Origin of the sequence: Vibrio marisflavi CECT 7928 (genome assembly GCF_921294215.1) — a bacterium.
GTDB lineage: Bacteria > Pseudomonadota > Gammaproteobacteria > Enterobacterales > Vibrionaceae > Vibrio > Vibrio marisflavi.
Genome location: NZ_CAKLDM010000001.1, coordinates 337,528 through 349,892, shown reverse-complemented (window position 1 = coordinate 349,892; position 12,365 = coordinate 337,528). Strand labels below are relative to the sequence as shown.

The following is a 12,365-nucleotide window of genomic DNA, read 5'->3' as shown; positions in this document are numbered from 1 at the left end:
CAAACGTAATTTGTGTTTTGACTATACTTAATGGTACAGCGTTGAGTATGACTTTAAATGAAAACGCACAAATTTGCACATTTTTCAATCAAAAATCAAACAAAGAGCGCTGTACAATAGGGAAGAACGTTGCTAGAGATAAGGGTTAATTAACAAATAGATCAATACGTTCAATAACAAACGTCATCACATATATCGGCTTACTATGACAAGATTACAAGCAATAAAAACTGTCACATATAGCGTGCTAATATTCGCGGGAATGGGTTTCTCGGCGCTGATATATGTTAGCTATCAAGATTATGTAGATCCTAAACACGTCTATGGCGACTGGATTGAAGTCGGCGCACCTTCTTACGACACCGATGTTATTACTCTCAACAGAACCGGGGTTTTCAAAAACAACCGTCTTATCACTACACAATTTAAATTCAACGGAAAAAGGGTCTCGATTGAAACAGGTAGTGGTGTGACTGTTTATGCGGTTGCTGGCTCTTACAAATCTCCTCAGTTAAAGCGTATTTCTCCAGAAACCCCTAGCCAACGATTAATCAAAAAGGGGTATGAACACACCATTGACATGAGTGGCGGTGTTGGCGGAGCAAAAGCACGTCGTGCTGCGTTAAGCGACCACTTTAGTGGCAAATAAAAAGCCTAGGCAAATTCACCTAGGCTCCATTTAACTCTCTTGGCATAACAAACTTCGTTACCCCGTTAGAACCGAATCTTCGGGATATTTCACCAAAGACGGCTCAGGCCTCGCGAGCATGAATGCTAGCGTCAACGGACCAATTCGGCCAATAACCATCACTATGATTAGTATTATCTTTCCTGCTTCGCTTAAATGCTCTGTTAAACCCGCTGTCAAACCTACTGTAGAAAACGCGGACACCGTTTCAAATACCACTTTAACAAAGCTCGCTTTTTCAGTGATCATCAATACAAACATTGCAGAAGTAAGCAGCGCACCGCTTACTACAATAATGGCTAAAGCCTTAGTGACAATTTGCCAATTTACAGTTCTCTTGAACATCACAACATGCTTCTTCTGACGCAAAAATGCCCAAGTAGCAACAACGGCAACGGTAAAGGTTGACACTTTTATCCCGCCCCCTGTTGACGTAGAGCCCGCACCAATAAGCATAAGCACTATTACCACAAGCAACGCTGGGTGAGTAAAGTGACCTAAATCAACGGTATTAAACCCTGCAGTTCGAGCACTGGCTGATTGGAAAAACGCTGATAGCCATTGGCTAGATTCTGATAGAGGCCCAAGCGTTTGTGGGTTATGGCGCTCCAACGCCCAAATCAGAACAGTACCTGAGATTAGTAGCACTGGCGTCATAATGACCATGATTTTTGTATGCAATAGCAGCTGTGAAAAACCCTTACGCCAGTTTTTGGCAAGATCAACAACAACCGTGAAGCCCAACCCACCAAAGATAAATAATGCAGCCAATGTCAAAAGCACTAACGGGTCGTTTACATAACCCATCATGTTATTTGAGAAAAGCGAGAACCCTGCGTTGTTAAAGGCGGAAATAGCATGGAATAAGGCGTAGAACATGCCTGTTTCCCACCCCATTTGAGGGACAAAATGGAGAGATAAGAGAACAAAACCAACAAACTCAGTTGCAAAAGCAAAAATGACTATTTGGTTTACTAGGCTGTGTATGTCTACGCTAGTGTCCTGCCCCAATGACTCTTTCGCTAATGCTTGTTGCTTAAGGCTTAACTTTACGCCAAACATATACAGCAAAACCGCCGACAGTGTCATCTGCCCTAGGCCACCAACCTGCATCAAAAACATCAGCAGAACTTGGCCTTCGGTTGTAAAATGTTTTCCAGCATCAACAACGCCCAACCCCGTTACACTAATGGCTGACGTCGCAGTAAAAAGAGCGTCAGTCACACTGAGTCCGGTCACTGAAAACACGGGTAATGTCAGCAACAGCGCAGATGGAATCAACACACCAAGGAAAGTCAGTAGAATTACTCTAGGTTCATTACCTTTTTTTGCTTTTTTACCCGGCTCTAATGGAAAAATAGAGCTGATTTTGTCGTAAGTACTCATAACGATTTAATTTTTTTCGCCAAGGTCACTTTTGGTCCAACAATGATGATCACGTCCCCAATTTCTAGAGGCGTGTTAAGTTCAGGAGCTTTAGTTATTTCTGGACCACGCTTGAAGCCTAGTACTTGAACATCACAATCTTTACACAAAGTAAGATCAGATAACGTTTTGCCCATCAAGCGAGAACTGACGATGATCTCTGTCATTGCCATGCCACTACCTAATTCATGAAACTCTAGAACTCGGCGGTCGAGCATCTTACGTGCCACACGAATACCCATATCACGCTCTGGCATTATGATATGGTCGGCACCTATTTTTTGGAGAATTTTAAAATGAAATTTATCGTTGGCTTTAACCCATACTGATTGTGCTCCGGACTCTTTCACAACCAAAGTTGTTAGAATACTAGAGTTCACATCTGAACCGATGGAGATCATCACCATATCGTAATCTGCGAGTTGCAGTTCTGCGACCGTGTCTTCATTAGTACAATTTGCTACGATTGCTTGAGTCACATACGCGGATGCTTCTCGTACTCTGTCTTCATTGATGTCTACTGCTAGAACTTGTACGCCAGCATCTTGTAGCTCTTTACAAACAGATAAACCGAAACGGCCTAAACCGATCACTGCAAACTGCTTATCACCTGGTCTCATATTTTTGCCTATATGTCGTCAAAAAAAGCGGAGCTAAGTTTGCTCCTATAAATTTCGCATATCAAACTTTAAAATTACATTCTGACATTAAATTGACATAAAAATGTGAACTATGTCAGGTCACAAATTAGCCTAGAAATTAAGGTTGATTTTTAAAACTTAGATTAGTAATTATAATCTCGCTAGAACTATCAAAATCGCTCAATTAACTTCGTGAAGGTCTACTATGGAAGTAAGCCCTTCAGGACTGTCAGCCAAAAAGATGGAACAATATGAACGAATTACTCACCCGATTAACGTCGTATATTGGCACTTTGCCAGCGGATTGGGATACAAATGTTATTTTTATAACTGCAGCGAGTTTTGTGGCTTGGGTTGCATGGCGTATTATCTACAGTCGGCTGGACCCTATTGTCGACAAAACCAAGTTTCAATGGGATAACTTAACCCTCCATGCACTCAAAACGCCAGTGAGTACTCTCATCTGGTGTTGGCCAGCTACTGTATCGATTGGAATACTTTTACAAAACCGCTTTCAGTCAGAACTCAACTGGTTGAGTACGCTCAAACACTTGCTCGTTATCGCAATTTTCCTCTGGATCGTCATACGCTTCATTAACAATGTAGAGAAGTATGTCTTAAGCCAAAAAAAGCGAGATGAAACCACAGTACAAGCCATCGCAAAAGTAACACGGCTGATATTCCTTGTTATCGGCGCGCTTACCATCATGCAATCTTTTGGTTTAAGTTTATCTGGATTGCTGACATTTGGTGGTGTCGGCGGCTTAATCGTCGGTTTGGCGGCCAAAGATTTACTGGCTAACTTTTTCGGTGGCTTAATGATCTACTTCGATAGACCATTTAAAGTCGGCGACTGGATAAGATCACCGGATCGTCAAATTGAAGGAACAGTAGAAAGAATCGGCTGGAGAATGACGATTGTCAGAACATTCGATAAACGCCCACTATATGTACCAAACTCTGTTTTTAGCAGCATTGTGGTTGAGAACCCTTCACGCATGCTCAATCGCCGTATCTACGAAAACATTGGTATTCGATATGAAGACAGCGCCCATGTAGCAAACGTGGTCAGTGGTATTAAATCCATGTTGGAAAAACATCCAGATATCGACACAAACCAAACTCTGATAGTCAATTTCAACCAGTTTGGTCCGTCTACATTAGATATCATGATTTACACCTTTACCAAGACGGTCAACTGGATACGCTTCCATGAAGTCAAACAAGATGTAATGTTGAAAGTACTGGATGTGGTCCATGAAAACGGCGCGGATATCGCCTTCCCAACTCAAACCATCAAGTTGGACAAACCTCATGCCCCTACATTGGAGCAGCACATACAGATAGAGCCGTAAAGAAAAAGAGTCGGCAACTATATTTTGCCGACTCTCAAATCTGTTAAGCAGAGCTTATAGAAGTGATAAAACCTAACTCATTTTATCAATAAACCAATAGCTGACTGGGTTATCTGGGCATTGATATGGGCCACACTCTATAAAAGTCGAAATGACATTCAAGGCTACCGCCGAAATCGCTAGCAGGCATGCAAACCGACCAACCGTTGTCATCTCATACTCATCGTTGCTCCATTCCTCTCGCCACATAACAAGCAATACCGCAACTGCAAAAATAGTCGCTGCAAACAAAACAAACGCCCAAGTATAGTAGTGCATACCAAATATAGGACTACCGTAACCTGGTGTGCCCGGCACCACATGCAACGATACCTGACGTAGTGCTGCTGCTGCACCAAATAGTGCCCCCAACAATATCACTCCATAGTGACGCTGCTGAGGCCCATATACTAAATTCAGCATAAAACCAAACATCACCATCGCAAAACCTACCCGTTGCAATAAACACAATGGACAGGGCAGTTCATTTAAGGAAAGTTGCATGACAAATGCGGCTAGCAGCACTGCCGACATTCCCAGCAGACCTAAGCTGTTAAGTTGTGTAACTCTAGACTGGTTCATAAATCCTCTCCTTACAGTAATATAGAGAGAGTGTCGGTAGCATGATGTCTAAGCCAATACAGACTTAACAACAAACCCACTGCAAAAAATATATAAGACTTACATTTCTTACCTTTAAATGCGCACATCATGGCAATCAAAATGATAAGGAACAATAAACTCATCATAACGGGGAGCCTTCCCTTCGGTTATTTAATCTCTATTAAAATATAGTCATAAGTATTTACATTGCTTAATTACTCGCTAGAAATTCTCAATAAACAGACGTTTCTATGCCAACTTGAACTGCTTCAGAAGTTTGCGTAACTGGTGCGATTGTTCTGCTAAGTCGTTTGCTTGGCGAATACCACTTTCAGATTCCGTTAAGAATTCTGTGGCGACTGCACGAATAGCTTCAGTATTACGGCCAATCTCGTCGGTCACCGACGTTTGTTGCTCGGCTGCTGTTGCAATGTGGGTAGACATATCGCTGATATCATTCACCGCTTGCGAAATTTCCTGGAAAGAATCACTAGCATTTTGGGCATCATTAACGCTAGTTTGAGCTAATTCATGACACTGATTCATCACCTTCACTGCATCTTGTGTAGTAGATTGCAGCGTCGTAATCATTGCGTTGATCTCTTCTGTAGACTTATGTGTATGCTGTGATAACACTCGTACTTCATCAGCTACAACTGCAAACCCACGCCCAGCTTCCCCCGCCCTAGCCGCTTCAATCGCCGCATTGAGGGCGAGTAAGTTTGTCTGTTCAGCGATATCGCTGATAGTACTCACAATCGAGTTAATGGTTTGACCGTGATTTTTTAGCTCAAGAATAATCTTAACCGCATCATTAACTTGATCAGATAAATCACTAATAGACGATTGACAGGTATTCGCCACTTGTTGCCCTTTGGTACTAATTTTTACCGAATCTGAAGAAGCGCTCGCAGCTTGTTCCGAGCTAGAAGCAATTTCTTGTGTAGCCGTAGCCATTTCAGTCACCGCCGCCGCAACCATAGTCACTTCATTTTGCTGATGATTTGCACTTTCAGAAAGCTTAGTCGCCGAGCGTGAAGTTTCTGTTGCTTGAGTGTCGACGCGATCCGTCACGTTGTGAACGTGGGTGAGTAATTTTTGCAGCTTTTCGACAAATGAATTGAAATTGTCCGCCAATCGCCCAACTTCGTCATCTGATTTCACTTTAATACGCTGAGTCAGATCACCACCACCACTAGCAATCTCTTTCAGCGCATCGGATACTTTTGTGAGGTTGGATAGTAGATATTGGACAAGTGGCTTGGAGGTCAATGTGACTATCAGAATCATAATGAATGCGGCTAACAACAAAAACAGAGTTGTTTTCTTAATTGGACTTAGCATGACACTTTCTTTTCCTGCCATAACCAGCATCCAATCGCTACCTGGAATTTTGGCTGTGGAAACCAAATAACCTTCTCCAGCAATATGTATTGTTGCTAACTCACCGTGTTTCGTTGATTTACTCACCATATTTTCCAAGGAAGTGTCTGCTCCAAGATCGGAGTATGGCTTGTTACGCAGTTTGGGATCAGAGTGCGCAAGAATAAGTCCATTATTTGAGATGAGAAAGGTGAAACCTTGTCCTGGAGCGGGAAGGTTTGAAACGTCATTGGCTAAAGTATCCAGATTTACACTGGCTCCAACAGCACCGACAAATTTTCCTCCACGATAAACCCCTTTTGCAATCGTGATGGTCAATTTCCCTGAAGTGGCACCAATGAAAGGTTTAGTCACAACAACCTCTTTTGACGCTTTCGCCATCTTATACCAAGGGCGAACACGGGGGTCATAATTAACTAGGTCATTTTTAATCCCAGTATTTCTGTACATCTCGCCACTCTCAGTGCCGAGGTAAGTTAAGTCATAACTTGATGCTTCGTTGGCTTGAACAATATGGCTGAGAATCTGTTGTCTGTTGGTTGTTTTCGATATCGCATTGGCCAAGGCATCAATACCCCTTTCCTGACCTTGAAGCCAAACTGAAATGGCGTGTGAGCCCAGTTGATTGTAACTTGAGACACTCGCCGCTAGACTTTGCTGACTTTGGCTGGATACCCGAAAGTAGGTAATAGTCGTCAACAAAATGGTTGTAACGACTAATGCTCCAACAAATGACAATGTGATTTTTTTAGTCAAGCTTAAACGCATCACTTCTTCCCTGCTCAGAAATTCTCATGAAAATATAGAACGATTGATATAATCATCAGAATAGACACAACTTGACGTTTTCGCCTGCCGCTTACCTATATAAGACGACTAATTCATTAGTGTTCAGCCCAGCCATATTTAGTCAGGTGCAAGAAGATATATTTATTGATAACTTTTTTAGATTTATAGAGCAGAAACTTTAGGGCAATATCACAAGATGGTACTAAAGTTCATTTTTTCAGCAATTTGTAAGCATTTTTTACATCCTATCCTATGCTTAAAGTGAAGCCTCTAAATAGGACTGTAGATATGCAACACAGAAATCATGAGCAGACACCAATGGCGATATTGTTGGTCATTATTTGTATGATTTTCGTCGCGTCGCCTCTTATTGCGAGTATCGCGTTTGACGTGCACCCTCACTTACATATCAGCTCCATGAGTTTAGGTATTATTGCTCTTGCAGGTGCAATAGCGTTTGCTGTAATGAAAAAAAGAAAATAGCACCAAACTCACTAGAAAATTCTGTATCTTCCAGTTGTTTTAAGCCTAGAAGATCACATAGAGTACTAACTAGTTGAAAATATATTGCTAGAAGGTATTCGAGTGAATTTGCGACAACTGGAAGTGTTTTACTCAATCATGCAAACGGGTACCGTATCCGGCGCAGCCAAAAACCTCAATGTATCTCAACCCAACATTACCCGAGTGTTAGCCCATACCGAGCAACAGCTTGGCTTTCCTTTGTTTGAAAGAGTGAAAGGTCGTCTGGTTGCGACGAGAGAAGCAAGAACCTTACTACCTGAGGCCGAGCGTGTGTATCACCAGCTTGGCAACTTTCGTTCAATGACCAATAAATTGAAGAAAGGTGAGCAGCATATAAGAGTCGGCGCGCCTCCTATTCTCGCTTCCACCATCCTGACACCAGTTGTTGCCTCTTATCTAAAAGAGGGAGGCTATTCTGTTGAAATATTAACCGGGCACCAAAATCAGATGTGTGAAAGCCTGCTTAAAAACGAAATAGACTTAGCAATATGCTTTGGTGGCGAGGTCCCATACTCCATTGTTCAGACTCCACTATACGAAAAAGAACTCGTTGCTATTGTTCCCTCTTCTTATGCAAAAGATCTCGACCAATTTGGCCAAATCTCTTTCTCTGAGTTATTAAATCTTGGTATACCTTTGATCGGCCTTGATGAACGAGATCCCTTGGGAATGCAACTAAGCCGACAAGTTCACTCTTTCGAACCTGACTACCATTACCTCGCAACTGTGCGAAGTCACAGCGTTGCAGCTGACTTAGCTATCCACCAATCTGGTATTGCCATCGTCGATCCTTGGACCGCTAGCCAATACCGTCATTTTGACGAAGTAGAATTCCTCCAGTTCACCCCTAACATCAACATCACAGTTTCACTGCTTTATGCTGAGCACTACCCGCTTTCGATTGTTGCCAAAGACTTTATCGACCAACTCGAAAAGTTATACCTCAATAACCTCAAGATGCATGTTTCAGCGAAATAGATAAGGCTTCAATACTAGGCAGCAATTTGCAGGCATAGTCATTCTACGTTGTAAATCGATCACGACGCAGTGAAGCCATAAATACTCGCCCTTCGGGAGTGATTCGTCTAGAGGTTACTTGGGTATATAACCATATGTTATACAAGACGAACACTTAAGTATTTCATGCTGAAGTTACCGCCAAGTAAAGTGAGTGAATAAAGACAACAACTAGGCGAACACCAACATGAAAATTGCTCAACCATACCTACTCTTTCTTGGCGACGTTACAGATCCTCTATCAGCAAAAACAGCACGCGGTATTTTGAAATGGAGGCCACAATCATGCATCGGCCAAATCAGACTTACCGAGGAAACTGTCTCTTTAGACTTGCCTGAATATTCTCTGCAGCAGGCCAAAGATGAAGGCGTCAAAACGCTAGTTATTGGCACGGCAAATTCTGGTGGCATCATTCCTGATAGCTGGAAACAAACGCTAATTCAAGCGGCTGAAATGGGCTTTGATATCGCTTCTGGTATGCATCAACGCTTATCCGATATTGTTGAACTAGTAAAGCTGAAAGAAGAAAAAGGTATCCAGCTTTTCGATGTTCGCCACTATGACGATCAGCTAAAAGTGGGTACTGGAAAAAAACGTTCCGGTAAACGCCTGCTAACAGTGGGTACTGATTGTGCCGTTGGTAAGATGTTTAGCGCATTGGCTATTGAAAAAGCGTTAAACGAAAACAACATCCAAGCAAGATTCAAAGCCACAGGACAGACTGGCATTCTTATTGAAGGTAGCGGCATATCAGTCGATGCCGTGGTATCTGACTTTATCTCTGGTGCAGTCGAAGCTATTAGCCCGGAATTCAGTGATCATGATTGGGACGTAATAGAAGGACAAGGTTCCTTATTCAACCCTTCTTTTGCTGGCGTAAGTTTGGGGCTTTTACATGGCGCTCAACCGGACGCTATCGTGTTATGCCATGAGATAGGCCGAAAACATATTCGTAACTTGCCACATGCAGACCTTCCTTCTATAGAAGATACCATCTCGACAAACCTGCAAGCTGCTCGTGTGACCAATCCCAATGTAACGATAGTTGGCGTATGCTTAAATACATCAGCGATTTCACTAGAAGACGCAAAAACACTATGCGCAGACTGGAGCGAGAAATATCAAATCCCGGTAACGGACCCTGTTCGCTTCAGCGTGAAATCAATCGTGGAAAAAGTTGCAGCGCTCTAAAGGACACAGTTGATGCAAGTAACCAGTGAACATTTACATATTCCGCTCGACAGACCATTTATTATTTCTCGCGGCGTACGAACACACTGCGACATTATTCAAGTGACTGTCGAGTACAATGAATATAAAGCGGTAGGAGAATGCTCTCCTACCTCGCGATATGGTGAATCCATAGAATCCGTTCTCGCAGAGATTGAATCATTTGGCAATAGTTTGGGAAATCAAGAACCCAAACAAGCCAGGCTAGATCTGCAAAAACAACCTGCCGGAGCTGCTCGAAACGCGTTAGATTGTGCTTTGTGGAGCCTTGAGGCTCAAATCAATGGCACTGCTTTCCCTGCTCCTTACTTCGATATCGATGACCAAATTGAAACGGCAATGACTGTTTCCATCGATCAACCAAAAACCATGGCTGAGCAAGCAAAAGAATATATAGAGACTGGTGCTACTTTGCTAAAAGTGAAGCTCGATTCTGAGCTTATCATAGAGCGATTAACAGCAGTTCGCGACGCAGCGCCAAGTTGCAAAATAGTTGTCGATGCAAACGAAGCATGGGCTGAACTCAACTTAGAGGAGCTCTTTCAGCAACTAACTTGTTTCAATATTACAATGATTGAACAACCAGTACCCAGTGGTGACGAAACTCTACTCAAAAACATAAAACACCCGATTCCACTGTGTGCTGACGAAAGCTGCCATACAGCTAAGGATATCCCTTCATTGGTTGACTGCTACGAGATGATCAACATTAAACTGGACAAAACCGGAGGTCTAACTGAGGCGCTAAAACTGGAGCAAGCTGCACACGAGAACGGCCTTGAGGTAATGGTGGGCTGCATGGTTGGAACAGCAACTGCAATGAAAGCAGCTCTTCCCATTGCAACTAGAGCCTCGGTAGTCGATCTAGATGGCCCTGTATTAATTGGCGAACGCTATTGCCACGACCTCAAATACAAAGCCGGGCACATCCAAACCCAATAAGAGACTGACACAATAGCAACTCAACTCAGTATCCACTAGTGAATATCAACACAAATAGTTTAAAATATTGATATTCACTAACACAATTCTAAATCGTATTTAAACCTAAAAAATAGTAAACTGCTTTTAGATTAGTTATTTAAAAGCAGTTTTTTCATTCACTTGTTAAAATAATGATAATAAATACCGAAAACTCATTTCTCATATTAATTAATCAAATTCCTTCATTTGGTTTATTAACAAAATTTAGAATTTTTATGATAAATTTTAAGCAAATTTAATAGACTTGTTAGTTGTGGCACAAATGCCGCATGTTACACTTCCGCGCCGCAAATATAGGTTAAAGGAACATCATTCCATTCATTTCATGATCAACTAACCAGGAAGGTGATATTTGTGAATTCATCAAATTTATAGAGAGTTTAAATATGAAAAAGTCGACTAAGATTGCTCTAGCGGTAGCGTCTACGCTTTCTTTCGCTTCAGCTTCTAGTTTTGCGGCATCAACACTAAGCCCACCAGCTACTGCTGATATGAATGTAAAAGCAAACATTGTAGCTTCTTGCCAAATTGTTCAGCCAAAAGACCTAGACTTCGGCACTATCAATCCTAAAAATGGCGCCAAAGCTTCTGAAACGATCAAAGTGAAAAACTGCTACACAGTTGGACATAAAGCTCCAACGCTATACATAGCTACAGGTACTGGCCCAACAAACAGCTTCATTATGGAAGGATCACAAGGTGGCCAACTATTGTATACATTGAAGACTAGAATGGGCGAAGAGTTCGCACCAGATAATGGACGCTACCATGCTCAGGGTGGTGAAATCTTTAGGTGGACAAGCTCAACAACTGCGGTAGCTCCAGTATATGGTCAAGTACCAGCTAACCAAAACTTCTCAAAGTTAGCAGGGCAATCATACCAGCAAACTGTTCACGTCCAAGTCCAGTTCTAAGTAATATAAAATTATAATAACTAGCGCCACTACGGAAAAATGTATAATGCTCAACAAATTATTAAAAACATCACTTATTTTGTTTTCTGTATTTCTAGCCGGGCTACCATCTATCTGTAGTGCGCTAGAAATTAGTCCGACATCTCTGACATTTAATGGTTCTAGCCAGTTACAAACTATCCACTTGTACAATGAGTCAAATAAAGCAGTTACTTTTCAAGCCACTGCTTATTTATGGTCACTAGATAACAACAAGAAAGTTCTTAAGTCCACAGAAGACCTGTTTCCATCACCAAGTATATTCACGATACCACCACAAAAATCTCAAGACTTGAGAGTAGGTTTATTTAAAAAAAATCAGTCAAATAAAGTAACTACTTACCGAATAAAGCTAGAAGAAATTTCATCCGGAAAAGCAAATAGCAGAAACGATACAATATCTATTTTGTACAACATTACTTTGCCTGTATTTGCCAAGCCAATAAAGCCTGTAAAAACCTCTTGGTCATGGAAGAAAGTAAACGATGGGTTAGTGTTTACCAATACTGGTGGAAACGTCCTTAGCTTTAGCGCATTGAGCTATTCTGATTCAAAGGGCAAAAAACATAGTCTCACTCCTATTCGATACGTACTTCCTGGTGAGTCAAACACATTTAAAATTAGTAAAGGCTTGCACGCTGTAACTATTAGTCAAACCCTCAGCGACTTTTCGTCAACGAAACATAGCCAAGTCAAGCTATGATATTTTGTGTTAGGGTTGCAAAAAAGCTG

The 12,365-nt window shown here is 41.9% G+C and carries 13 protein-coding genes; 8 read left to right on the top strand and 5 right to left on the bottom strand.

What is annotated here, in order from left to right; all coding sequences use genetic code 11:
* Positions 1–205 precede the first annotated feature (205 nt).
* Positions 206–649, top strand: coding sequence for a DUF2850 domain-containing protein (locus tag L7A31_RS01570; RefSeq protein ID WP_237359742.1), 444 nt, complete (start codon positions 206–208; stop codon positions 647–649).
* Positions 650–706: 57 nt separating this feature from the next.
* On the opposite strand, the gene L7A31_RS01565 is transcribed toward L7A31_RS01570, so the two are convergent.
* The gene (locus L7A31_RS01565; protein WP_237359741.1) at positions 707–2,074 is read right to left on the bottom strand and encodes a TrkH family potassium uptake protein; all 1,368 of its coding nucleotides are present in this window, start codon (positions 2,072–2,074) and stop codon (positions 707–709) included.
* Positions 2,071–2,733 (bottom strand): potassium channel family protein, encoded by a 663-nt coding sequence (locus L7A31_RS01560; RefSeq protein ID WP_237359740.1) that lies wholly within the window; start codon positions 2,731–2,733, stop codon positions 2,071–2,073. Before L7A31_RS01560 ends, L7A31_RS01565 begins: the two co-directional genes overlap by 4 nt.
* Before the next feature lie 272 nt (positions 2,734–3,005).
* Here L7A31_RS01560 and L7A31_RS01555 point away from each other — a divergent pair, with 272 nt between their 5' ends.
* Positions 3,006–4,109, top strand: a complete 1,104-nt coding sequence (locus L7A31_RS01555) for a mechanosensitive ion channel family protein (protein ID WP_237359739.1) — start codon at positions 3,006–3,008, stop codon at positions 4,107–4,109.
* A gap of 72 nt (positions 4,110–4,181) precedes the next feature.
* Here the strand turns inward: L7A31_RS01555 and L7A31_RS01550 are convergent, their stop codons facing one another.
* The 3 genes from L7A31_RS01550 to L7A31_RS01540 form a co-directional block, all read right to left on the bottom strand.
* Entirely contained in the window at positions 4,182–4,730 is a 549-nt protein-coding gene (locus tag L7A31_RS01550) for a disulfide bond formation protein B (protein ID WP_237359738.1), read from the bottom strand.
* Between the two features lie 11 nt (positions 4,731–4,741).
* A complete protein-coding gene (locus tag L7A31_RS01545; RefSeq protein WP_237359737.1) occupies positions 4,742–4,897 on the bottom strand; it encodes a DUF5993 family protein in 156 nt (51 codons plus the stop codon).
* Positions 4,898–5,000: 103 nt separating this feature from the next.
* Positions 5,001–6,902, bottom strand: coding sequence for a methyl-accepting chemotaxis protein (locus L7A31_RS01540; protein WP_237359736.1), 1,902 nt, complete (start codon positions 6,900–6,902; stop codon positions 5,001–5,003).
* 309 nt (positions 6,903–7,211) lie between these two features.
* On the opposite strand from L7A31_RS01540, the gene L7A31_RS01535 reads away from it, so the two are divergent.
* From L7A31_RS01535 to L7A31_RS01510, 6 genes are all read left to right on the top strand, one after another.
* Positions 7,212–7,406 (top strand): hypothetical protein, encoded by a 195-nt coding sequence (locus L7A31_RS01535; protein ID WP_237359735.1) that lies wholly within the window; start codon positions 7,212–7,214, stop codon positions 7,404–7,406.
* Positions 7,407–7,508: 102 nt separating this feature from the next.
* Positions 7,509–8,426, top strand: a complete 918-nt coding sequence (locus L7A31_RS01530; RefSeq protein ID WP_237359734.1) for a LysR family transcriptional regulator — start codon at positions 7,509–7,511, stop codon at positions 8,424–8,426.
* Between the two features lie 226 nt (positions 8,427–8,652).
* Positions 8,653–9,657, top strand: a complete 1,005-nt coding sequence (gene dgcN, locus L7A31_RS01525) for an N-acetyltransferase DgcN (RefSeq protein WP_237359733.1) — start codon at positions 8,653–8,655, stop codon at positions 9,655–9,657.
* 12 nt (positions 9,658–9,669) lie between these two features.
* Positions 9,670–10,638: a dipeptide epimerase gene (locus tag L7A31_RS01520; protein WP_237359732.1), complete on the top strand. Its 969-nt coding sequence runs from the start codon at positions 9,670–9,672 to the stop codon at positions 10,636–10,638.
* 428 nt (positions 10,639–11,066) lie between these two features.
* Positions 11,067–11,594: a spore coat protein U domain-containing protein gene (locus L7A31_RS01515; RefSeq protein ID WP_237359731.1), complete on the top strand. Its 528-nt coding sequence runs from the start codon at positions 11,067–11,069 to the stop codon at positions 11,592–11,594.
* Positions 11,595–11,640: 46 nt separating this feature from the next.
* The gene (locus L7A31_RS01510; protein WP_237359730.1) at positions 11,641–12,336 is read left to right on the top strand and encodes a fimbrial biogenesis chaperone; all 696 of its coding nucleotides are present in this window, start codon (positions 11,641–11,643) and stop codon (positions 12,334–12,336) included.
* The last annotated feature ends 29 nt before the right edge of the window (positions 12,337–12,365 follow it).

Bases quoted from the DNA above. Each gene is read 5' to 3' on its own strand.
- L7A31_RS01540 (WP_237359736.1), bottom strand. From the start codon at position 6,902: ATGCGTTTAAGCTTGACTAAAAAAATCACATTGTCATTTGTTGGAGCA.
- L7A31_RS01520 (WP_237359732.1), top strand. From the start codon at position 9,670: ATGCAAGTAACCAGTGAACATTTACATATTCCGCTCGACAGACCATTT.
- L7A31_RS01550 (WP_237359738.1), bottom strand. From the start codon at position 4,730: ATGAACCAGTCTAGAGTTACACAACTTAACAGCTTAGGTCTGCTGGGA.
- L7A31_RS01555 (WP_237359739.1), top strand. From the start codon at position 3,006: ATGAACGAATTACTCACCCGATTAACGTCGTATATTGGCACTTTGCCA.
- L7A31_RS01510 (WP_237359730.1), top strand. From the start codon at position 11,641: ATGCTCAACAAATTATTAAAAACATCACTTATTTTGTTTTCTGTATTT.
- L7A31_RS01570 (WP_237359742.1), top strand. From the start codon at position 206: ATGACAAGATTACAAGCAATAAAAACTGTCACATATAGCGTGCTAATA.
- L7A31_RS01515 (WP_237359731.1), top strand. From the start codon at position 11,067: ATGAAAAAGTCGACTAAGATTGCTCTAGCGGTAGCGTCTACGCTTTCT.
- L7A31_RS01560 (WP_237359740.1), bottom strand. From the start codon at position 2,733: ATGAGACCAGGTGATAAGCAGTTTGCAGTGATCGGTTTAGGCCGTTTC.
- L7A31_RS01545 (WP_237359737.1), bottom strand. From the start codon at position 4,897: ATGATGAGTTTATTGTTCCTTATCATTTTGATTGCCATGATGTGCGCA.
- L7A31_RS01535 (WP_237359735.1), top strand. From the start codon at position 7,212: ATGCAACACAGAAATCATGAGCAGACACCAATGGCGATATTGTTGGTC.
- L7A31_RS01565 (WP_237359741.1), bottom strand. From the start codon at position 2,074: ATGAGTACTTACGACAAAATCAGCTCTATTTTTCCATTAGAGCCGGGT.
- dgcN (WP_237359733.1), top strand. From the start codon at position 8,653: ATGAAAATTGCTCAACCATACCTACTCTTTCTTGGCGACGTTACAGAT.